Source organism: Streptomyces sp. NPDC020489 (genome assembly GCF_044386545.1).
GTDB lineage: Bacteria > Actinomycetota > Actinomycetes > Streptomycetales > Streptomycetaceae > Streptomyces.
In genome coordinates, this window is record NZ_JBIRUZ010000015.1 from 204,788 (window position 1) to 226,014 (window position 21,227).

19 protein-coding genes are annotated in these 21,227 nt (G+C 71.2%); 4 read left to right on the top strand and 15 right to left on the bottom strand.

Features of this window, described 5'->3' with window-relative positions; all coding sequences use genetic code 11:
* Positions 1-20: 20 nt before the first annotated feature.
* Together ACH41F_RS33930 and hemB are read right to left on the bottom strand one after the other, a co-directional pair.
* On the bottom strand, positions 21-1,214 hold the full coding sequence (locus tag ACH41F_RS33930; protein WP_391240193.1) for an aminotransferase class I/II-fold pyridoxal phosphate-dependent enzyme: 1,194 nt from the start codon (positions 1,212-1,214) through the stop codon (positions 21-23).
* Positions 1,215-1,323: 109 nt separating this feature from the next.
* Positions 1,324-2,322: a porphobilinogen synthase gene (gene hemB / locus ACH41F_RS33935; protein ID WP_391240196.1), complete on the bottom strand. Its 999-nt coding sequence runs from the start codon at positions 2,320-2,322 to the stop codon at positions 1,324-1,326.
* Positions 2,323-2,879: 557 nt separating this feature from the next.
* On the opposite strand from hemB, the gene ACH41F_RS33940 reads away from it, so the two are divergent.
* Positions 2,880-4,247, top strand: coding sequence for an FAD-binding protein (locus ACH41F_RS33940; RefSeq protein ID WP_391245329.1), 1,368 nt, complete (start codon positions 2,880-2,882; stop codon positions 4,245-4,247).
* Between the two features lie 167 nt (positions 4,248-4,414).
* Here the strand turns inward: ACH41F_RS33940 and ACH41F_RS33945 are convergent, their stop codons facing one another.
* The 5 genes from ACH41F_RS33945 to ACH41F_RS33965 form a co-directional block, all read right to left on the bottom strand.
* A complete protein-coding gene (locus ACH41F_RS33945; RefSeq protein WP_391245327.1) occupies positions 4,415-6,127 on the bottom strand; it encodes a uroporphyrinogen-III synthase in 1,713 nt (570 codons plus the stop codon).
* On the bottom strand, positions 6,124-7,083 hold the full coding sequence (gene hemC / locus ACH41F_RS33950; protein ID WP_391245323.1) for a hydroxymethylbilane synthase: 960 nt from the start codon (positions 7,081-7,083) through the stop codon (positions 6,124-6,126). The genes ACH41F_RS33945 and hemC overlap by 4 nt, the downstream gene beginning before the upstream one ends.
* The gene (locus ACH41F_RS33955; RefSeq protein ID WP_391245320.1) at positions 7,080-8,801 is read right to left on the bottom strand and encodes a glutamyl-tRNA reductase; all 1,722 of its coding nucleotides are present in this window, start codon (positions 8,799-8,801) and stop codon (positions 7,080-7,082) included. The genes hemC and ACH41F_RS33955 overlap by 4 nt, the downstream gene beginning before the upstream one ends.
* On the bottom strand, positions 8,798-9,562 hold the full coding sequence (locus tag ACH41F_RS33960) for a redox-sensing transcriptional repressor Rex (RefSeq protein WP_391245317.1): 765 nt from the start codon (positions 9,560-9,562) through the stop codon (positions 8,798-8,800). The genes ACH41F_RS33955 and ACH41F_RS33960 overlap by 4 nt, the downstream gene beginning before the upstream one ends.
* 236 nt (positions 9,563-9,798) lie before the next feature.
* Complete coding sequence (locus tag ACH41F_RS33965) at positions 9,799-10,086, bottom strand: glutaredoxin family protein (protein WP_391245313.1); 288 nt, start codon at positions 10,084-10,086, stop codon at positions 9,799-9,801.
* 118 nt (positions 10,087-10,204) lie between these two features.
* Between ACH41F_RS33965 and ACH41F_RS33970 the strand changes: the two genes are divergently transcribed.
* From ACH41F_RS33970 to ACH41F_RS33980, 3 genes are all read left to right on the top strand, one after another.
* Positions 10,205-11,131: an HAD-IB family hydrolase gene (locus ACH41F_RS33970; RefSeq protein ID WP_391245310.1), complete on the top strand. Its 927-nt coding sequence runs from the start codon at positions 10,205-10,207 to the stop codon at positions 11,129-11,131.
* A 351-nt stretch (positions 11,132-11,482) separates the two neighbouring features.
* Positions 11,483-12,256, top strand: coding sequence for an ECF subfamily RNA polymerase sigma factor, BldN family (locus tag ACH41F_RS33975; protein WP_391245307.1), 774 nt, complete (start codon positions 11,483-11,485; stop codon positions 12,254-12,256).
* Positions 12,257-12,532: 276 nt separating this feature from the next.
* The gene (locus ACH41F_RS33980) at positions 12,533-13,774 is read left to right on the top strand and encodes a DUF5667 domain-containing protein (protein WP_391245305.1); all 1,242 of its coding nucleotides are present in this window, start codon (positions 12,533-12,535) and stop codon (positions 13,772-13,774) included.
* A gap of 70 nt (positions 13,775-13,844) precedes the next feature.
* Here ACH41F_RS33980 and ACH41F_RS33985 read toward each other — a convergent pair whose 3' ends face one another.
* The 8 genes from ACH41F_RS33985 to ACH41F_RS34020 form a co-directional block, all read right to left on the bottom strand.
* Complete coding sequence (locus tag ACH41F_RS33985; protein ID WP_391245302.1) at positions 13,845-14,891, bottom strand: 1-acyl-sn-glycerol-3-phosphate acyltransferase; 1,047 nt, start codon at positions 14,889-14,891, stop codon at positions 13,845-13,847.
* A gap of 14 nt (positions 14,892-14,905) precedes the next feature.
* Positions 14,906-15,967 (bottom strand): NAD-dependent epimerase/dehydratase family protein, encoded by a 1,062-nt coding sequence (locus tag ACH41F_RS33990; protein ID WP_391245299.1) that lies wholly within the window; start codon positions 15,965-15,967, stop codon positions 14,906-14,908.
* 256 nt (positions 15,968-16,223) lie between these two features.
* Positions 16,224-16,322, bottom strand: coding sequence for a 30S ribosomal protein bS22 (locus ACH41F_RS33995; RefSeq protein ID WP_003948845.1), 99 nt, complete (start codon positions 16,320-16,322; stop codon positions 16,224-16,226).
* 156 nt (positions 16,323-16,478) lie between these two features.
* The gene (locus ACH41F_RS34000) at positions 16,479-16,688 is read right to left on the bottom strand and encodes a helix-turn-helix domain-containing protein (RefSeq protein WP_093781815.1); all 210 of its coding nucleotides are present in this window, start codon (positions 16,686-16,688) and stop codon (positions 16,479-16,481) included.
* Positions 16,689-16,817: 129 nt separating this feature from the next.
* The gene (locus ACH41F_RS34005; RefSeq protein ID WP_391245297.1) at positions 16,818-17,633 is read right to left on the bottom strand and encodes a phosphatase; all 816 of its coding nucleotides are present in this window, start codon (positions 17,631-17,633) and stop codon (positions 16,818-16,820) included.
* Positions 17,634-17,979: 346 nt separating this feature from the next.
* The gene (locus ACH41F_RS34010; RefSeq protein ID WP_398838935.1) at positions 17,980-19,152 is read right to left on the bottom strand and encodes an acetoin utilization protein AcuC; all 1,173 of its coding nucleotides are present in this window, start codon (positions 19,150-19,152) and stop codon (positions 17,980-17,982) included.
* Positions 19,103-20,329 carry an MFS transporter gene (locus ACH41F_RS34015; RefSeq protein WP_398838936.1) on the bottom strand — a complete coding sequence of 409 codons (1,227 nt, stop codon included), beginning with the start codon at positions 20,327-20,329 and terminating at the stop codon, positions 19,103-19,105. Before ACH41F_RS34015 ends, ACH41F_RS34010 begins: the two co-directional genes overlap by 50 nt.
* 142 nt (positions 20,330-20,471) lie before the next feature.
* On the bottom strand, positions 20,472-21,116 hold the full coding sequence (locus ACH41F_RS34020; RefSeq protein WP_391245288.1) for an HAD-IA family hydrolase: 645 nt from the start codon (positions 21,114-21,116) through the stop codon (positions 20,472-20,474).
* Between the last annotated feature and the right edge of the window lie 111 nt (positions 21,117-21,227).

Genomic DNA, 21,227 nt, shown 5'->3' on the forward strand with positions numbered 1-21,227 from the left:
ACCGCACCACTCCTTGAGTCCTAGGACCGAAGCCCCACACCCATCCTCCGCAGCCCCTCCGCGATCCGCTCCGGCGTCTCGGTGACGAAGCACAGCCGCAGTGTGGTCCGGTCGGCCTCGCCCGCGTGGAAGGGCGCCCCCGGCACATAGGCGACGTCGTGGCGCACGACCTCGGGCAGCAGGGCGGTGGTGTCGTACCCCGAGGGCAGCCGCGCCCACAGGAACATGCCGCCCTCGGGCCGGTTCCAGACGGACCCCTCCGGCAGGGCCGCCGCCAGCCCCGCCAGCATGGCGTCCCGCCGCTCCCGGTACACGCCCGCGACGCGGGCCACGTGCGCGTCGAGGTCCCGGTCCGTCAGATACCGGGCGGCGGCCAGTTGGTTGACGGTCGGGGTGTGCAGGTCGGCGGCCTGCTTGGCCACGACACAGGCCCGCCGGACCTCGGCGGGCGCCCGCAGCCAGCCCAGCCGCAGCCCCGGCGCCATCACCTTGGAGAAGGAGCCGAGCAGCACCGTACGGTCGGCCGCCGCCTCGTAGGAGGCGATCCAGGGCAGCCGTACCCCCTCGAACCGCAGCTCCCCGTACGGATCGTCCTCGACGATCCACACCCCCCACCGCCCCGCCACCTCCGCGACGGCGGCCCGCCGCTCGGCGGACATGGTCCGCCCGCTGGGGTTCTGGAAGGTGGGCACGGTGTAGAACACCTTGGGCCGCTCCCGCCGCACCAGCTCGGCCAGGGCCTCGACGTCCGGCCCCTCGGCGTCCCCCGGCACGGCGACGACCCGGGCCCCCGCGAGCCCGAAGACCTGAAGTGCGGCCAGATAACAGGGGTCTTCGACGAGCACGCAGTCCCCGGGCTCGACGAGCGCGGCGGCGACCAGCGACAGCCCCTGCTGCGACCCGGTGGTCACCAGCAGCTCCTCGCCCCCGGTGACCAGCCCCCTCCCGCTCATCCGCCGGGCCAGCGCCTCCCGCAGCCCGGGCTCCCCCTCGGTGGTGGAGTACTGGAGGGCCTGCCCCGGCATCTCCTCCAGCACGTACCGGAACGCGGCCGCGACGCCCTCCCGGTCGAACAGCTCGGGGGCGGGCAGTCCACCGGCGAAGTTGACGACCTCGGGCCGCGAGGTGACGGCGAGAATCTCCCGCACCGCCGACCCCCCGACGGACCGGACCCGGGAGGCGAGCGAAGGCGCGGAGACAGCAGCAGAAGTCATGCCGCCACCCTAGAAAAACGAATGCCACCTACAAGCAGATTTCCACGATCCGGGACACCCCACCCACCGACGTCGAGGCCCCGTCAACCCACGACCCTGCCGGCGGAACCTACCGACCCGCCAGCATCCGAGCAGCCTCGACGGCCCAGTAGGTGAGGATGTTCTGCGCCCCGGCCCGCTTGATCCCGGTCAGCGTCTCCAGGATGGCCCGGTCCCGGTCGATCCAGCCCTTCTCGGCGGCGGCCTCGACCATCGAGTACTCACCGGAGATCTGATAGGCGGCCACCGGCACGTCCACCGCGTCGGCGACCCGCGCCAGGATGTCGAGATAGGGCCCGGCAGGCTTCACCATCACCATGTCGGCCCCCTCCTCCAGATCGAGGGCCAACTCCCGCAACGACTCCCGCACATTGGCGGGGTCCTGCTGATAGGTCTTCCGGTCCCCCCGCAGCGAGGACCCGACGGCCTCCCGGAACGGCCCGTAGAACGCGGAGGCGTACTTCGCGGTGTACGCGAGGATCGCCACGTCCTCCCGCCCGATCTGGTCGAGCGCGTCACGGACGACCCCGACCTGCCCGTCCATCATCCCGCTGGGCCCGACGACATGGGCACCGGCATCGGCCTGCACCTGGGCCATCTCGGCGTACCGCTCCAGGGTGGCGTCGTTGTCGACCCGCCCCGACGCGTCGATCACCCCACAGTGCCCGTGGTCGGTGGTCTCGTCGAGACACAGATCGGACATCACCAACAGCTCGTCCCCGACCTCGGCCCGCACGTCCCGCAGCGCCACCTGGAGAATCCCGTCCGGATCGGTCCCCGGCGTCCCCACGGCGTCCTTCTTGGACTCCTCGGGCACCCCGAACAGCATGATCCCGGAGATCCCCGCCTCAACCGCCTCGACAGCGGCCTTCTTCAGACTGTCCCGGGTGTGCTGCACCACCCCCGGCATGGCCCCGATCGGCACGGGCTCGCTGACCCCCTCGCGCACGAACGCGGGGAGGATGAAGTCAGCGGCGTGCAACCGGGTCTCGGCCACCATCCGTCGCATGACAGGAGAGGTCCGCAGCCGCCGCGGCCGACTGCCGGGAAAGGTTCCGTACGTCGTCATCCCCCTAAGCTACGCCCGCCCCCCACCCCCCTTTACCGACGCCCCGTCGGCCACCGGGACGCCCCCGAGCCCTCCTCGCCCCCGCCGCCCCTACCCGTCCCATCCCCAGGGGCTGCCGCCCCCTTCCACCCCGCTCCTGGGGGCTGCGCCCCCAGACCCCCCATCGGCCCTGAAGGGGCCTCGTCCTCAAACGCCGGACGGGCTGAAAGATGCGCACCGGCGCCACGGCGGGAAGGGGGGACGCGAGCCGAAGACGACCCGCACCGGCGCCACGGCGGGAAGGGGACGTACCGGGGGGGTGCCCGCCCGCAGTGTCGGGCGTCCAACCGACAGCACAGCTTGGTCCCACAGTTCCGCCCGACCGAGGACGGACACCCCCCGGTGCGGCCCCGACCCCCAACGCACCGCGGAGGCGCAACACGCACCCCCACCCACAAGCCACAGGCCGCCGCAGGCACAGGCGCGCACCCCCACACACCGCACCGCCGCCCCCACATGCGCCCCCCACCCCACAGGTCCAAGCTGAAAGAACCACCCCCCCGGCCGAGGAGGACCCCATGCCCACCCCACACCTCTTCGCCCTCTCACAGATCAAGGGCCCGGTCCTACGCCCCACGGACAACGCCTACGCCGCCGAAGTCACCGGCTTCAACCTGTCCCCCACCCACACCCCCGACATCGTCGTAGGCGCCACGGACACCGCCGACATAGTCACCGCCCTCCGCTGGGCGACCAGCACAAACACCCCCGTCGCCGTCCAGGCCACCGGCCACGGCGCGAACTTCCCCATAGAGACCGGCCTGCTGATCAACACGTCCCGCATGACGGACGTACGCATAGACCCAGCCACCCGCACCGCAACGATCGCCGCAGGCGCGAAGTGGCGCCACGTCATAGACGCCGCCGCCCCCCACGGCCTCGCCACCCTCAACGGCTCCTCCACAGACGTCGGCGCCGTCGGCTACACCCTCGGCGGCGGCCTGCCCGTCCTCGGCCGGGCCTACGGCTACGCCTCAGACCTGGTCCGCTCGTTCAAGGTGGTCACCGCGGACGGCACCCTCCACGAGGCCGACGCGACCCACGCCCCCGACCTCTTCTGGGCCCTGCGCGGCGGCAAGGGCAACGTAGGCATCGTCACGGAGATGACCACCGAGCTCCCGAGGCTGTCCCGCCTCCTCGGCGGCGGCATCTACTGCGCTGGCGAGGACGCCGAGCCCCTCCTGCGCGCCTGGGCGGAGTGGACCCCCACGGTCCCCGACGAGATGTGCACCGGCTTCACCCTGCTCCGCCTGCCCCCGCTCCCGGAGATCCCCGAGCCCCTGCGCGGCCGCTTCTGGGCCCGCATAGCGGTCGCCTGGACCGGCGACGAGACAGACGGCCAGAACCTCCTGGCCCCGCTGCGCGCCGCGGCCCCGGTGGTCTTCGACACGGTGGCGGAGATGGACTACACGGCCGTGGACATGATCTACCAGGACCCCCATGATCCCCTCCCGGCAAGAGAGTCCTGCGGCTGCCTGGGCGAACTGACCCCCGACGCCGTGACGGCCCTCCTGGACCAGGCGGGCCCGGCCCACCCGGACCACCCGCTGCTCCTGGTCGAGCTCCGCCACATGGGCGGCGCCTTGTCCCGCCCGACGGCGACGGAGGACGCGGTCTGCGCGAGGAACGCCGCCTACCTCCTGGAGGCGGTGGGCGTCCTGGCGACCCCGGAGGCAGCCGCAGCCATCGAAACGGCCACGACCGCCCTCTACGAGGCGATGACCCCGTACGCCACCGGCTGCACCATGCCCAACCTCCACGGCACCCCCGGCAACGCCGAGGACCGCGCCCGGGCCTGGACCCCGGAAATCTACGACCGCCTACGCCGCACAAAGGAGACGCACGACCCCCACAACCTGCTCCGCTACGGCCACACGGTGACCTGACCACACACCACGCACCCGCACCAGAGCCCAGGCACCCAGCCCCCAGAGCCCACGCACCAGAGACCAGGCACCCAGCCCCAAAGCCCACGCACCTGGGATCAGGCGCCACCCCCCAGAGCCACGCACCAGAGCCCAGGCACCCAGCCTCAGGGACCAGCCCCCCAGAATCACGTACTGGTGGTACGCCTCCGCCGAGCCCCCGGCCGCCGCTCACTGGGCCGCGTGACGGGATCCCCCGCCTCCACCGCGGCCGCCCGCCGCTTGAGCCCGAAGTCCGCGAGCGCCTCGGCCAGCTTGTGCACGGACGGCTCGGGAGCCATCACGTCCACCCGGAGCCCGTGCTCCTCCGCGGTCTTGGCGGTGGCGGGACCGATGCACGCGATGACGGTCACGTTGTGCGGCTTGCCGGCGATGCCGACCAGGTTCCGCACGGTGGAGGACGACGTGAAGAGAACGGCGTCGAAGCCACCCCCCTTGATCGCCTCCCGCGTGTCCGCCGGCGGCGGCGAGGCCCGCACGGTGCGGTAGGCGGTGACGTCGTCGACCTCCCACCCGAGCTCGATGAGCCCGGCGACCAGCGTCTCGGTGGCGATGTCGGCCCGCGGCAGGAAGACGCGGTCGATCGGGTCGAAAACGGGGTCGTACGGCGGCCAGTCCTCGAGAAGACCCGCGGCGGACTGCTCACCCGAGGGCACCAGATCCGGCTTCACACCGAACGCGACGAGCGCCTTGGCGGTCTGCTCGCCCACCGCGGCGACCTTGATCCCCGCGAAGGCGCGAGCGTCGAGCCCGTACTCCTCGAACTTCTCCCGCACGGCCTTGACGGCGTTGACCGAGGTGAAGGCGATCCACTCGTAGCGGCCCGTGACGAGGCCCTTGACCGCGCGCTCCATCTGCTGGGGCGTGCGCGGCGGTTCGACGGCGATCGTCGGGACCTCGTGCGGCACGGCGCCGTAGGACCGCAGCTGGTCGGAGAGCGAGGCCGCCTGTTCCTTCGTACGCGGCACGAGGACCCGCCACCCGAAGAGCGGCTTGGACTCGAACCACGACAGCTGCTCGCGCTGAGCAGCGGCGGACCGCTCGCCGACCACGGCTATCACCGGCCGCCCGCCCTCCGGCGAGGGCAGCACCTTGGCCTGCTTCAGCGTCTGGGCGATGGTCCCCAGGGTGGCGGTCCAGGTCCGCTGACGCGTGGTGGTACCCGCGACGGTCACCGTCAGCGGCGTATCGGGCTTGCGCCCGGCGGCGACGAGCTCACCCGCGGCGGCGGCGACGGAGTCGAGCGTCGTGGAGACGACGACCGTCCCGTCGGACGCCCCGACCTCGGTCCAGCAGCGGTCGGAGGCGGTACGGGCGTCGACGAACCGCACGTCCGCGCCCTGGGCGTCCCGCAACGGCACACCGGCGTACGCGGGCACGCCGACCGCGGCGGCGACACCGGGAACGACCTCGAAGGGCACCCCGGCGGCGGCACACGCGAGCATCTCCTCGGCGGCGTACGCGTCGAGCCCGGGGTCCCCGGACACCGCACGCACGACCCGCCTGCCGCCCCGCGCGGCCTCCATGACAAGATGTGCGGCATCCCGCACGGCGGGGACAGCAGCGGTTGTTGACGCGCCGTCAACAACCGTCAGTTGAGGCGCGCCTGGGCCCGGATGAAGATCCACCGAGGGATCCGCATCCGTGTCCACGACGGCGACGCCTGAGCGCGCGTGGACGCGTACGACGTCGAGCACCTCGTGCTCGGCGACGAGGACGTCCGCGTTCGCCAGCGCCTCGACAGCGCGCAGAGTCAGTAGTCCCGGATCCCCGGGTCCGGCACCCAGGAAGGTGACGTGCCCGTGTGCAGGTCCGGCGGCAGGAAGGGCGGTGGGGCTCACAGTGCTCGCTCCCCCATCAGACCGGCCGCGCCCTGGGCGAGCATCTCGGCCGCGAGTTCACGGCCGAGCGCCATCGCCTGGTCGTGCGTCTCGGGCACGGGACCGGTGGTGGACAACTGCACCGTGCGAGATCCGTCGGTGGTACCGACGACGCCCCGCAGGCGCATTTCCTTGACAATCTGCCCGTCGGCCAGCAGGTCGGCCAGCGCGCCCACAGGGGCGGAGCAGCCGGCCTCCAGGGCGGCGAGCAGGGACCGCTCGGCGGTCACGGCGGCCCGCGTGAACGGGTCGTCGAGCTCTCCGAGCGCGGCGATCAGGCCCGCGTTGTCCGCGGTGCACTCGATCGCGAGTGCTCCCTGGCCGGGAGCGGGCAAAACCGTGTCGACCGAGAGGAAGTCGGTCACCTCGTCGATCCGGCCGATGCGCCGCAGTCCGGCGGCGGCCAGTACGACGGCGTCCAGCTCGCCGTCCCGCACGTACCGGATCCGTGTGTCCACGTTCCCGCGGATCGGGACGGTCTCGATGTCGAGGCCGTGGGCGCGCGCGTACCCGTTCAGCTGGGCCATCCGCCGCGGCGAGCCGGTGCCGATGCGCGCCCCGCGGGGCAGGTCGGTGAACTTCAGCGCGTCCCGGGCGACGATGACGTCCCGCGGGTCCTCGCGCTGGGGGATCGCGGCGAGCGAGAGCTCGTCGGGCTGCCCGGTGGGCAGGTCCTTCAGCGAGTGCACCGCGAAGTCGACCTCCCCCTTGAGCAGGGCCTCCCGCAGCGCGGTCACGAACACGCCCGTGCCGCCGATCTGCGCGAGCTGGGCTCGCGACACATCGCCGTACGTGGTGATCTCGACGAGCTCCACGGGCCGTCCGGTCACCTGGCTCACGGCGTCCGCCACCTGCCCGGACTGGGCCAGGGCGAGTCTGCTCCGCCTGGTCCCGAGCCGCAGTGCCTTCTCAGTCATGCCGACCCTCGGTTCTTGCTGTTCTTCTCGATGCTGTCCTCGGCGCGGGACACGGCGTCCACCGTCTCCTGGTCGAGGTCGAACAGGGTCCGCAACGCGTCCGCGTACCCGGCGCCGCCGGGTTCGGCCGCGAGCTGCTTGACCCTGACGGTCGGCGCGTGCAGCAGTTTGTCGACGACACGCTTGACGGTCTGGGTGATCTCGTTGCGGTGCTTGTCGTCGAGGCCGGGCAACCGCCCCTCCAGGCGCGCCATCTCACCGGCGACGACGTCGGCTGCCATGGTCCGCAGCGCGACGACGGTGGGTGTGATGTGCGCGGCCCGCAGCGCCGCCCCGAAGGCGGCGACCTCGTCGGCGACGATACGCCGCACCTGGTCGACGTCGGCAGCCATCGGGGCGTCGGCGGAGGCGTCGGCGAGGGACTCGATGTCGACGAGCCGCACCCCGCCGATCCGGTGCACGGCGGCGTCGATGTCCCGGGGCATGGCGAGGTCGAGCAGGAAGAGCACGGGGGCGGGCCGCGGTGCGACCGGCTCGGGCTTGCGCCGTTCGGGGATCCGCGCCCCGGTGGCGGCGACGGCGGCCAGCGCGGCGATGGCCTCGGCCTCGTCGGCGATGCCGTGGGTCCGGCCGGCCCCGTTGTCGACCCAGGCGGCGTGCTGTTCGAGCTCGGCGGCGGCCATCCCGGCGACGGCGGCTTCCCCGAGCACGGAGAACCCGGCGGTGGCCGGAACGGAGTTCAGGTCGAGGGGACAGCTGTCGTCGGTCTGCTCGCCCGGGCCGCGCGTGTGCGTGGCGCCCAGGGCGGCTGCCGGCTCGAGGCGGGGCGGCATCCCGTGGGCGCCGGGCTGTGCGACCAGCCCGCGTCCGGCGCCGGACGCGGAGAGGGCCGCGGCGACCGTCGAGGCGGTGAGCACCAGGCCCGTGGCCCCGGTGCACGACACCACGACGTCGGCACGTGTCAGCTCGCCGGGCACGGCGCCCATGGCGACGGCGCGAGCCACCACGCCCGTCTCCGCGGAACCGTCGTTCAGGATCTCCGCGAGCCGCTCGGCGCGCTCGGCGGTCCGGTTCGCGACGACGATCTCCGCCACCCCGGCCCGTGCCAGCGTCGCCGCGGCCAGCGACGACATCGACCCGGCCCCGATGACGAGCGCCTTCTTGCCGCGCGCCCAGTCCTGCACCGGGGCGCCCGAGGAGAGCTGCTCCAGCCCGAACGTCACCAGCGACTGCCCGGCCCGGTCGATCCCGGTCTCGGAGTGCGCCCGCTTGCCGACCCGCAGGGCCTGCTGGAAGAGGTCGTTCAGCAGTCGTCCGGCGGTGTGCAGGTCCTGCGCCTTGGCCAGCGAATCCTTGATCTGCCCGAGGATCTGCCCCTCCCCGACGACCATGGAGTCGAGCCCGCAGGCGACGGAGAACAGGTGGTGGACGGCCCGGTCCTCGTAGTGCACGTACAGATACGGCGTGAGTTCGTCGAGCCCCACCCCGCTGTGCTGGGCGAGCAGCGTGGACAGCTCGGCGACACCGGCGTGGAACTTGTCCACGTCGGCGTACAGCTCGATGCGGTTGCACGTGGCCAGCACCGCGGCCTCGGTGGCCGGCTCCGCGGCGACGGTGTCCTGCAACAGCTTGACCTGGGCGTCAGCGCTCAGCGCCGCCCGCTCAAGGACGCTGACGGGTGCGCTGCGGTGGCTCAGGCCCACAACGAGGAGACTCATGCCGGCATCACGGCGGGTACGTCCCCGTCGGGCTCTTGGTCGGCGGAGTCGGCACGACCGGCGGCGGCCGGACCGGCGGCGTCGGCTGCCGCGGCCTCCTCACCGGCCTTGCGCTGCTCGTGGAAGGCGAGGATCTGGAGCTCGATGGAGAGGTCCACCTTGCGCACGTCGACGCCGTCCGGAACGGACAGCACGGTCGGCGCGAAGTTCAGGATGGAGGTGACCCCGGCGGCCACGAGCCGGTCGCACACGGGCTGCGCGGCACCGGCGGGGGTGGCGATGACGCCGATGGAGACCCCGTTGTCCTCGATGATCTTCTCGAGGTCGTCCGAGTGCTGCACCGGGATCCCGGCGACGGGCTTGCCCGCCATGGCCGGGTCGGCGTCGATGAGGGCCGCGACCCGGAACCCGCGGGAGGCGAACCCGCCGTAGTTGGCGAGGGCGGCGCCGAGGTTTCCTATACCGACGATCACGACCGGCCAGTCCTGGGTCAGGCCCAGTTCGCGGGAGATCTGGTACACGAGATACTCGACGTCGTACCCCACACCACGGGTGCCGTAGGACCCGAGGTAGGAGAAGTCCTTGCGCAGCTTCGCGGAGTTGACCCCCGCCGCGGCCGCGAGCTCCTCGGAGGAGACCGTGGGCACCGAGCGCTCCGACAGTGCGGTCAGCGCGCGGAGGTACAGCGGAAGCCGGGCGACGGTGGCCTCGGGAATCCCTCGGCTGCGGGTCGCCGGTCGGTGAGTTCGGCCAGTTGCCACGGTGCTCCTGCGGGTAGAGCGGGGCTTAAGGCGGTCACGCGTACCTGGACCGCCCCGTCGAATGCAGGCTATGTCTTTGTGAACGCGTGCACAAAGATGGTGTCCGATTTGCCCGGCCAACGTGACCGGGGTCACGCACGTCTCTCTCGGGGGCAAAACCGCACACTCTCCTCAACAATCCCGCCCCCCAGGACCAAGTCGCCATCGATCCTAAGCGACCGGCCGGGCCAGTTGGACTACTCGGTCAGTGCCGACCTCAGGCGCTTCTCGTCCACGCGCCAGAAGGTGTGCTGCTCCCCGTCGACGAGGACGACCGGGATCTGCTCCCAGTACTGGTCGTGGAGCCGGGGGTCCTGGGTGATGTCCTTCGACTCCCAGGGGACCCCGACCTCCCCGCACACCTTCTCGACGACGATCTGTGCGTCATCGCACAGATGGCATCCGGGCTTGCGGACGAGCGTGACGAGCCGGTCCTCGGGGGCCTTTGCCGGCTTGCGGCGGAAGATGGGACTCATGTCGGCCATTCTCGCGCGGACCTCGACCCGACCTGGAGCGCTTGTTTAACGGCTCGGCCGCGGAGAGTTCACATCCTCCGAACCTCGCCGCTCCGGAAGCTCCGAACAAACTGGCTATGCTCACGCCATGGCCGCTCTCGGATGGCTCACTCCCCGTAGGCGCTCCGCCACGGCGCGGAGCGTGTTGGCAGGCGAGGCCTCGGCGGAGGCCGCGCGCAAGACGTCACAGGAGGTCGTCGAGGCCTCCACCCCCGGCGCGGAGCCGGAGTTCCCGGTCCTCGGCGACGACAAGGCAGCCGCCTTCTTCGATCTCGACAACACCGTCATGCAGGGCGCCTCGCTGTTCCACTTCGGCCGCGGCCTGTACAAGCGGAAGTTCTTCGAGACCCGCGAGCTCGCCCGTTTCGCCTGGCAGCAGGCGTGGTTCCGGCTGGCGGGCATCGAGGACCCCGAGCACATGCAGGAGGCCCGCGACTCGGCCCTGTCGATCGTCCAGGGCCACCGCGTCTCCGAGTTGATGTCCATCGGCGAGGAGATCTACGACGAGTACATGGCCGAGCGCATCTGGCCCGGCACCCGCGCCCTGGCCCAGGCCCACCTGGACGCGGGCCAGAAGGTGTGGCTCGTCACGGCGGCCCCGGTGGAGATCGCCGGCGTGATCGCCCGCCGCCTGGGCCTGACCGGCGCGCTCGGCACGGTCGCGGAGTCGGTGGACGGCGTCTACACGGGCAAGTTGGTGGGCGAGCCGCTGCACGGCCCGGCGAAGGCGGAGGCGGTCCGCGCCCTGGCGGCGGCGGAGGGCCTGGACCTGAGCCGCTGCGCTGCCTACAGCGACAGCCACAACGACATTCCCATGCTCTCCCTGGTCGGCCACCCCTACGCGATCAACCCGGACTCCAAGCTCCGCAGGCACGCGAGGGAACTGGACTGGCGTCTGCGCGACTACCGCACCGGCAGGAAGGCCGCGAAGGTCGGCATCCCGGCGGCGGCGGGCGTAGGAGCGGTCGCCGGAGGCACCGCAGCCGCGATCGCTTTGCACCGCCGCCGCCGCTGACCCACCCAGGGGGCGCGGGGAACTGCGCGACCAGCCACGACGAGCCCGCGCCCGAAAGACAAGAAGTACCCCCACCTCCTCCATCCAGTCCTCTTGTCGGCACACGGCCACAACACGCCCCGACCCTGACCGGAATCCGATCTCAACTGATCAATAAACGGTCACTCTCCGGCACTTGAACAGCCGTCATTCGGTTACAGAAGCGACGTAATCGATGATTTGAGCAACTGGGTGTAGCAGTGCCTGCACGAAGCGTTATTCTCCTCAGACGCATACCGGTACCCCTCCGTCGCTACGACGGGTGAACGGTCCCGCACTGCACGTGATGGAAGCTCTGCCTCTGGGAGTCCCGTGTACCCACACGTCGGGGTTGACGCCTCGGGCCTGGCTACGCTGCGCGCAACGGTCCAAGACCTGTTGCGCGGCTTCGTCCCCACCGCGTACGCCGTCCCCGCCCTCGCCGTAGCCACGGCACCGATCGGCCCGTGCTACGCACTGGCCGACGGTTCCGCGGCCGTCGGCAGAAGAGGGCGTTCGACCGGCACCACCACCGCGCGCCGACCGGCCGCGGACAGCGACAGCGCCCGCATGATGGACCTCGTGGAGCGGGCACAGGCCGGCGAGGCCGACGCCTTCGGGCGCCTCTACGACCAGTACAGCGACACCGTCTACCGGTACATCTACTACCGGGTGGGGGGCAAGGCGACCGCCGAGGACCTCACCAGCGAGACGTTCCTGCGCGCGCTGCGCAGGATCGGGACCTTCACCTGGCAGGGCCGTGACTTCGGCGCCTGGCTCGTGACGATCGCCCGGAACCTCGTCGCCGACCACTTCAAGTCGAGCCGCTTCCGGCTGGAGGTGACCACCGGCGAGATGCTCGACGCCAACGAGGTCGAGCGGTCCCCGGAGGACTCGGTGCTGGAGTCCCTCTCCAACGCCGCCCTCCTGGAGGCGGTGCGCCGCCTGAACCCGCAGCAGCAGGAGTGTGTGACGCTCCGCTTCCTCCAAGGGCTCTCGGTCGCCGAGACCGCCCGCGTGATGGGCAAGAACGAGGGCGCCATCAAGACCCTCCAGTACCGGGCCGTGCGCACCCTCGCCCGGCTCCTCCCGGACGACGCCCGCTGACAGGGGGGCGACCCGACGGGGCGCATCGGCGGGGCAGCCTGACAGGGGCACGCTCGGTGACTGCCAACTCGCTGTCGGTGAAAGTCCGTTGACTTCCCGATCCGATCATCCGCAGTCCGTAACCCAAGTGCCGCGCCACTCGTTGTGCGGGATGCAGGCTCCCTGTGGTCACTCCCTGGCCGACTTCGATCACCCGATCGTGTGGAAGTGGTCAGAGCGTGCAACCCTCAGGACCCCCTGGGGAGTCGACCGTCATGACGAGAGGAGGTGCCGCCAGTGATCGCGAACGTCTCGGCACACCGGCGGGCGAACGCCTTCGCCCAGGCCCTGGAGGAGCAGTCCGACCGGGGCCCGGCGGCCGAGCAGTCCGAAGGTCCGGACCCGGCCCCGGCAGCCGCGGAACGGACCGAGCAGGGTCGCATGCTGACCCTCGCGGAGTGTCTCGGCGAGCTGCCCAGGCCGGAGCTGAATCCTGAGGTCAAGGTCGTCCAGCGGGCCCAGCTGGTGGCCGCGTTCGAGGCCATGCTCCAGGAAGGCACCGTCGGGGGCGAAGCAACGGATCCTTCGGTGCCCGAACAGCGCTCGCACCGGGCCCGAGGAGCGCACCGCGCGTCCCCACTGGGCAAGCTGCGACCGCGTTCCCGGCTCACGAAGGGCCTGGCCGCCGGCGGACTCAGCGTCGGAGTCGCCGCGGGCGCCTTCGGCGGGGTGGCCGCCGCCAGCTCGGACGCCCTCCCGGGCGACTCGCTGTACGGCCTCAAGCGCGGCATCGAGGACTTCAAGCTCACCTATCTGTCCGACGGGGACGACGAGCGCGGCCAGGCCTATCTCGACCAGGCCTCCACCCGCCTCAACGAAGCCCGCCGGCTGATGGACCGCGATCGCGGCGGCCACCTCGACCACGAGTCCGTCGGCGAGATCCGCCGGGCCCTGTCGGGGATGCAGCACGACGCCTCGGAGGGCCACCGGCTGCTCCACGAGGCGTACGAGCGCGACCCGGGCTCGCTGGGCCCCATCCAGGCCCTCGACGCCTTCTCCCGCTCGCACCGGGAGGTCTGGGGCGCGCTCCGCGACCGGCTGCCGGTCCAGCTCGGCGACGTCAGTCAGCAGGTGTCGTCGGTGTTCGACGCCATAGACGAAGAGGTGGCCCCGCTGCAGTCCCTGCTCCCCGAGGCCCCGGCCCAGGGCGGCGGCGACGGCAGGCGCCAGGGCGGTTCCGGCTCGCCGTCCACGGGCGCGTCCGGCTCCGACCGCCCGGCCGCTCCCAGCACCGGCAGCGGCAGCTCCCACAGCAGCGGCTCCAACGGCAAGGACCGCCCCAGCAACTCGTCCACGTCGGGCAGCGCCGACGACGGCCTGCTCGGCGGCAACACCGGCGGCCTGCTGGACCCCACGCAGGACAGCACCAGCCCCGCCTCCCCGTCCACCAGCACCCCCGCCCAGCCGGACGTCACCCTCCCGCCCCTCCTCCCGGGCCTCCTCCCGGGCCTGGGCATCGACGCCGAGGACGCGGACTAGCCCTACCGACACGACGACGGGGGCGCCCTCCACCAGGAAGGGCGCCCCCGTCGTCGTACCGCTGGAAGGCCTAGAAGAACACCGACCGGCGCTGCACCAGGAGCTTGTACAGCGTGTGCTGGATCTGTTCGCGCACCTGGTCCGTCAGGTTGAACATCAGCATCGGGTCCTCGGCCGCCTCCGGTGGATAGCCGTCCGTGGGGATCGGCTCGCCGAACTGGATGGTCCACTTCGTCGGCAGCGGGATCGCGCCGAGCGGGCCGAGCCAAGGGAAGGTCGGGGTCAGCGGGAAGTACGGGAAGCCGAGGAGACGGGCGAGGGTCTTGGCGTTGCCGATCATCGGGTAGATCTCCTCCGCGCCGACGATCGAGCACGGGATGATCGGGGCGCCCTGCCGCAGAGCCGTGGAGACGAACCCGCCCCGGCCGAAGCGCTGGAGCTTGTAGCGCTCGCTGAAGGGCTTGCCGATGCCCTTGAAGCCCTCCGGCATCACCCCGACCAACTCGCCCTGCCCGAGCAGCCGTTCGGCGTCCTCCGCGCAGGCCAGCGTGTGGCCGAGCTTGCGGGCGAGCTCGTTGACCACCGGCAGCATGAAGACGAGGTCCGCGGCCAGCAGACGCAGATGCCGACCCGCGGGGTGGTTGTCGTGGACGGCGACCTGCATCATCAGCCCGTCCAGCGGGAGCGTCCCGGAGTGGTTGGCGACGATCAGCGCGCCCCCCTCCGCCGGGATGTTCTCGATGCCCTTCACCTCGACGCGGAAGTATTTCTCGTACACCGGCCGCAGCAGGGACATCAGGACCTGGTCGGTCAACTCCTCGTCGTACCCGAAGTCGTCGACGTCGTAGTCCCCGGTGAGCCGGCGGCGCAGGAAGGCGAGGCCGCCCGCGATCCGCCGCTCGATACCGCCGTCTTCCCGCGCCGTCGGCGGTGGCTGTTCCTCACGCGTCACAGGGACATCATCCTGCGCCGGCCCGGGCGTGGGCAGGGGCTGGACCCCGCGGACCGGCGAGGGCTCCTTGCGCCGGCTCCCCGCGCCCCGGCGACGCGACGGCCGCTGTACGGCGGCCCCGCGGGACCGGTCGTCGTCGAACGGAATGACCTTGGCGTCCGCCATCGTTGATGCGCTCCTCAGTTGGCGCTCTGCGTCGGGGGTTGGCCGCCGCCCAGGGCGGGCAGCGCGGCGATCCGGTCGACGGCCCCCGCGAGGGCCTCCGGCGGCAGCAGTCCGGGGCCGCGGCCTCGGACGAAGTCCGCGAACGTCTCCGCCGTCGTGTACTTCGGCCGGAATCCGAGCGTCTCCCGCATCTGGACCGTCGACACGACCCGGCCGTGCGTGAGCAGCCGGATCTGCTCGGGCGAGAAGTCCGTCACCCCGAGCGTACGGACCAGCGAGCCGGCCCAGGTGACCGCCGGCAACAACAGCGGCACGGTCGGCCGGCCCAGCCGGCGCGCGCACTGCGACAGCAGCAGCACCCCGTCACCGGCGATGTTGAACGTCCCGCTGTTGAGGGTGCCCCGCTCCGGCTCGTGCGAGCCGATGCGCAGCACCTCGATCACGTCGTCCTCGTGCACGAACTGCAGCCGCGGGTCGTAGCCGAGCACGGTCGGCAGCACCGGCAGGGTGAAGTACGAGGCGAGGGGGGTGTCCGCGCTGGGTCCCAGGATGTTGGCGAACCGCAGCACGCACACGGCCACATCGGGCCGCCGCCGCGCGAACCCCCGTACATAGCCCTCGACCTCGACCGTGTCCTTGGCGAAGCCGCCGCTGGGCAGCGACTTGGGAGGGGTGGTCTCGGTGAAGACGGCCGGGTCACGGGGTGCGGACCCGTAGACGTTCGTACTGGACTTCACGACCAGGCGCTTGACGGTCGGCGACTTCTGACAGGCACCGAGCAGCTGCATGGTGCCGATGACGTTGGTCTCCTTGACCGTGGTCCGGCCGGCGCTGCCCAGCGGCATCGCCGTCACGTCCAGGTGTACGACGGTGTCGGCGCCCGCCTGCGCGAGGACCCGCGCGATGGTGGGCTGCCGGATGTCGGCCTGGATGAACTCGGCGCCGCCCAGGTGGTGCTCGGGGGCCACCGCGTCCACGGCGATCACCCGGTCCACCTGGGGGTCACGCTGGATCCGTCGTACGAACCGGCCCCCCAGCTGACGGGCCACTCCGGTCACGAGCACGACCTTGCCCAAGATTCAGCGCCTTTCTTCCAGCACTCGTCCCCTGCGTACCCTGCCGCGTTCCCCGTGTCCGGCCAACTTAGCGGGTCGGTGTTGCGCTGTGATGACCGCCCAATGCGTGACGTCACGACTTCGGCGGTCGTACGACCAGACCCGGCCACGCGGTGTCGGACGTAGGCGGAGGGATGCCGTCCGGGTCCGGATATGCGTGTGGCCCCCCACCGGGTGTGGTGGGGGGCCACAATCACGCTGCTTGCGCGGCGTCGCCTTACTTCTTGTTGCGACGCTGCACGCGCGTGCGCTTGAGCAGCTTGCGGTGCTTCTTCTTAGCCATCCGCTTGCGCCGCTTCTTGATAACAGAGCCCACGACTACCCTCGCTCACTTCTCATCACTCGGTGTTTGGGCGCCATGGGCCCATACGACCTACGAGGGGCCAGCCTACCCGCCCGAGCGCTGAGGTCGTAATCGAGGGGGAGCGGGGGGATCCCGACGTGCCCTGAGGATCCCCTCGCCCCACAACCGTCAGGCGGTTTCCACCCCCACGTAGCTCTCGCGAAGGTACTCGTGAACCGCTTGCTCCGGGACGCGGAACGATCGTCCCACCCGGATAGCGGGCAGATGACCGCTGTGCACCAACCGGTACACGGTCATCTTCGACACTCGCATCACCGAGGCGACTTCCGCCACGGTAAGGAACTGAACCTCGTTCAGAGGCCTCTCGCCAGCTGCCATGACACACCTGAACCTTCCGCACTCGACGGTCACCGGCTTCCCCTTCCGGTGACTCTTCGTCGCTGCGTGCTCACTCCCCAGACTAGGGGCGGGTGATGCGAGTGGGGAAGAGGTGCACCCATCGGCGGCCTACTGTGACAGACACGCTCGATTGAGTACGTAGCGGGTAAGCGGCCGGTAGTAATCAGACCGCACAGCGTCATCAAGTGGAACGACGACGGACACGACCCCCTCCGCCTCCCCCACGAAGAGGGCGGGGTCATCGGTATCGGCCAGCCCAATGGCCTCAAACCCCAGCTGACCTGCCCCGCAGACCCACCCGTGATCCCCGATGACCAGCTCGGGGAGCGGCCCCCCGGCGTCCGCGGCGGCCGCCAGGACGGTCCGAACCGGCAGCGGTGAGTGCGTGTGTGCGCCGGTCGCACAACCGGGGCGGGAGTCCACCGGATCTCTCACGAGCGCGACTCCTCGTACGTAGTCAAGGTTGTACGTACGTAGACCGAACCGGGTCGTTATGTCGACACAGCGACCATGCGCAGGGGTGAGGACGGCACATCCTGCCGCCGACAGGGCGTCCGCCAACGCGGCGTAGAAGCCGAGCAGTCGATGAGGGTGCCCGGTCCCCAGGAGCACCGGAGCGCGGCGCTCCGCGGCAGCACCGACCCGATCAGCGAAGGCGTCGAGAGCGACCAGGGTTCGCTCAGGGTCGATCACATCATGCCCCTGAGTGTGTCGCGGGTCGCCGGAAACCCCACATTTGGCGGCCATCAGTCCGATCACATCCCGCTGCCCCCACGTCCACTCGGGATCGATCCCGATCAGCACGCGTGGGTCACGAGCGGCGAAAAGCCGGTAGCTCCGCAGACTCTCCTCCCGCGAGGTGGCCACGGGACCGGCCAGACGAGCAGCCAGCAGATGGGCGCGCAGCGCTTGGATGCTCAACACGGAGCGATGGTGACGGACGGAAGCCGGGGCCGACAGGGGAACGGGCAAACACCGCACGGTCGGCGTAACGCACACCGGGCTGCGGCAACGGGCGCCTCTACGACGACAGCCGCCTCTACGGCAACAACCGGCTAGGACAGGAGCCCCCGTTATTGCCACAATCCGTCGGTTCAGCAGCCCCGGCGCCACGGCAACAACCGCGCTGCGGCGACAACCACCAGGGCAGCAGCCCCCGCGCCACGGCAACAACCGCCGCTACGGCGACAACCACCAGGGCAGCAACAACCCGCCAGGGCATCAGGGGCCGACGCCACGGCAACCGCCCGCCAGGACAACCGCCCCCGCCCTACGGCAACAGCCCCCGCAACGGGAACACCGCCCGCCGAGCCGCCAGCACCGCCTGGTCCAACCGGTCCGCGGGGTCGTACCCCGCCTCCCAGTCGGCCCAACTCACCGGCCAGCGCCCGTCCGTCATCCGCATCGGCGCCAACTGCCGGGTGCGGGCGAAGACTTCCTGCCGCCAGCTCTCCGGGATCACCGTCTCCGGCGCGATCGGCCGCCCCGCCGCGATCCCCACCAGGTGCGTCCACGACCGCGGCACCACCTCGACCACCGCGTATCCGCCACCGCCCAGCGCCACCCACCGGCCGTCGGCGTACTCGTGCGCCAGATCGTGGCAGGCCACCTGCACGGCCCGCTGCGCGTCCAAGGACACGGCCAGATGCGCCAGCGGGTCCTCGAAGTGCGTGTCGGCGCCGTGCTGCGTCACCAGCACCTGCGGCCGGAAGTCCGCGATCAGCTCCGGGACCACCGCGTGGAAGGCCCGCAGCCACCCCGCGTCCCCGGTCCCCGCCGGCAGCGCCACGTTCACCGCGGCGCCCTCCGCGGAGCCCGCCCCCGTCTCCTCCGGCCACCCGGTCTGCGGGAACAACGTCCGCGGATGCTCGTGCACCGAGATCGTCAGAACCCGCGGATCCTCCCAGAACGCCGCCTGCACCCCGTCCCCGTGATGCACGTCGACGTCGATGTAGGCGACCCGCTCGGCCCCGAGCTCCAGCAGCCGCGCGATCGCCAGCGAGGCGTCGTTGTAGATGCAGAACCCGGACGCACTGCCCGGCATCGCGTGATGCAGCCCGCCCGCGAAGTTCACCGCGTGCAGCGCGTCCCCACGCCACACCGCCTCGGCCGCCCCGACCGACTGCCCCGCGATCAGCGCGGACACCTCGTGCATCCCCGCGAACGCCGGATCATCCATCGTCCCGAGCCCGTACGACCCGTCCGCCGCCCCGGGATCCGCCGAGGCCGCCTTCACGGCCGCGATGTAGTCCTCCCGGTGCACGAGCCCCAACGTCGACTCCCCGGCGGGCTTGGCGGACACCACGTCCACCTCACGGTCCAACCCGAAGGCGGACACCAGACCCCGGGTCAGAGCCAGCCGGACCGGATCCATCGGATGGTCCGGCCCGAAGTCATAGCCCGTTACTGCCTCGTCCCACATCAGCTGTGCGCGGCCGCTCATGCCCGCCACCGTATCGGTCCGGTTGAGCCTCGAACGACCGGGCGTACACAAGCGTCACCAGCACCAACACCATCGGCACCAGCATCGCCCCGCGATAGCTCCACGCGTCGCCCAGCGCCCCCACCAAGGGCGAACCGACCAGAAACCCCACATAGTTGAAGACATTGAGCCGGGCCACGGCCGCGTCGGAGGCCCCGGGGAACAACCGCCCGGCGGCCGCGAAGGTCTGCGGCACGAGCACACACAATCCCAGCCCCAGCAAGGTGAACCCGAGCATCCCGACCCACGCCCCGGGCGCCAGCGCCACCACACCGAACCCCAGCGCCGCCACCAACGCCCCCGCCCGCACCACCAGGACGGCCCCGAACCGCCGTACCCCGAAGTCCCCGAGGCCCCGCCCGAGCAAGGTCGTGACCATGTAGACGTTGTACGGCACGGTCGCCAGCTGCTCGCTGCTCCCGAGCACGTCCTGGAGATACTTCGCGCTCCAGTTGGAGACCGTCGAGTCCCCGATGTACGCGAAGGTCATCACCAGGCACAGCGGCAACAGCATCCGGAAGGCGACGGCTCCGCCCTCGGCCCCCACCCCGCCCTTGTCCGCCCCCGGCTCCGGCTCCGCGCCCCCGTCGACGTACCACCGGCTCCCGACGAACGCGGCCGGCAGCAGCACGGCCACCACGGGCAGGTACGACACGAGCAGCGCAAGATCCCAGTGCGCCCCCACCCACGCCAGCGAGGCCCCCACGATCCCGCCGAGGCTGAACACCGCGTGGAAGCTGAGCATGATGCTCCGCCCGTACGCCCGCTGAAGACTCACCCCGAGCATGTTCATGGACGCGTCCAGCACACCCACCGCGAGCCCGAACGCGGCCAACGCGAGCCCCAGCTCGACCGTCGCGTCCCCCGCCCCGACCCCCAGCAGCGCCAGCAGCACGACGGGCTGGGCCCACCGCAGCAGCCGGCTGGGCGGTATCCGCCGCACCAACTTCTCGGTCGTCACGCTCCCGACCCCGGCGAGGATCGGCACGGCGGCCAGGAAAGCCGGCAGCAGCGCGTCGGAGACCCCGTACCGGTCCTGGATGGCCGGGATCCGGGTCACCAGCAGGGCAAAGGCGGCCCCCTGGGCGAAGAAGCTGAACGCCAGCGAGGCCCTGCCGCGCCGCAGCACATCTGTCATGGCGGCGAGCGTAGGGCCCCGCGCTACCCGTGGGTAGATCCAGCCAAAGATGAATTCCCCTCAGCTTCATGCCGGGCTGCCTCAGCCGGCGCCACCCACCCCGGCCCTCACGACCTCCTCGACGACCGTGACGAACGCCGGATCACGCCAGCAGGTCCACCAACTCCCCCATGTCGGAGAACAGTCGCGTGGCCCCGGCAAGCCGCTCGGCAGGCGTCATGGCAGTGAACCCGTACACATCCATCCCGGCCGCCACAGCCGCCTGCACGCCCAGCGGACTGTCCTCGACGACGACACACCGCTCCGGCGCGACCCCCATCCGCTCGGCGGCGTACAGGAACAGATCCGGCGCCGGCTTCCCCCGCCCCACATCCTGCGAACTGAAGACCCGCGTCTCGTCGAACCACCGGTCCAACCCCGTCGTCCGATGCCCCACCCGGATCCGCTCATGACTCCCGGACGACGCCACGCAGTACGGCACCCCGTCCGCCGCGAGCTTCTCCAGCACCCCCACGGCACCCGCCACGGGCTTCAACTCCCGCTCGAACGCGGCGAACACCCGCCCGTGAAAGACATCATCGAAGTCCCCCGGCAACCGCTGCCCGGTCCGCTCCTCGATCAGATCGTGGATCCGGTGCATCGCGGACCCCATGTAGTCCCGAATCGAGTCCTCGTACGACGTCGGATGCCCGAGCTCGGTCAGATAGGCGGCGAGCAGCCGGTTGGAGATCGGCTCACTGTCCACGAGGACGCCGTCATTGTCGAAGACAACCAGGTCATAGCGCATACCCGAACCCTAAATGCAAAAAGGCCCACGCCTAATGGCGTGGGCCTTTTTCTAAAATTTGTTCGGCGGTGTCCTACTCTCCCACAGGGTCCCCCCTGCAGTACCATCGGC

Coding starts and splice junctions, on each gene's coding strand:
- ACH41F_RS33930 (WP_391240193.1), bottom strand. CDS start 1,214: ATGACTTCTGCTGCTGTCTCCGCGCCTTCGCTCGCCTCCCGGGTCCGG.
- ACH41F_RS33970 (WP_391245310.1), top strand. CDS start 10,205: ATGGCCGCTCTCGGATGGCTCACTCCCCGTAGGCGCTCCGCCACGGCG.
- ACH41F_RS34000 (WP_093781815.1), bottom strand. CDS start 16,688: ATGGCAGCTGGCGAGAGGCCTCTGAACGAGGTTCAGTTCCTTACCGTG.
- ACH41F_RS34020 (WP_391245288.1), bottom strand. CDS start 21,116: ATGCGCTATGACCTGGTTGTCTTCGACAATGACGGCGTCCTCGTGGAC.
- ACH41F_RS33955 (WP_391245320.1), bottom strand. CDS start 8,801: ATGAGTCTCCTCGTTGTGGGCCTGAGCCACCGCAGCGCACCCGTCAGC.
- ACH41F_RS33985 (WP_391245302.1), bottom strand. CDS start 14,891: ATGGCGGACGCCAAGGTCATTCCGTTCGACGACGACCGGTCCCGCGGG.
- hemC (WP_391245323.1), bottom strand. CDS start 7,083: ATGACTGAGAAGGCACTGCGGCTCGGGACCAGGCGGAGCAGACTCGCC.
- ACH41F_RS33940 (WP_391245329.1), top strand. CDS start 2,880: ATGCCCACCCCACACCTCTTCGCCCTCTCACAGATCAAGGGCCCGGTC.
- ACH41F_RS34015 (WP_398838936.1), bottom strand. CDS start 20,329: ATGACAGATGTGCTGCGGCGCGGCAGGGCCTCGCTGGCGTTCAGCTTC.
- ACH41F_RS33965 (WP_391245313.1), bottom strand. CDS start 10,086: ATGGCCGACATGAGTCCCATCTTCCGCCGCAAGCCGGCAAAGGCCCCC.
- hemB (WP_391240196.1), bottom strand. CDS start 2,322: ATGACGACGTACGGAACCTTTCCCGGCAGTCGGCCGCGGCGGCTGCGG.
- ACH41F_RS34010 (WP_398838935.1), bottom strand. CDS start 19,152: ATGAGCGGCCGCGCACAGCTGATGTGGGACGAGGCAGTAACGGGCTAT.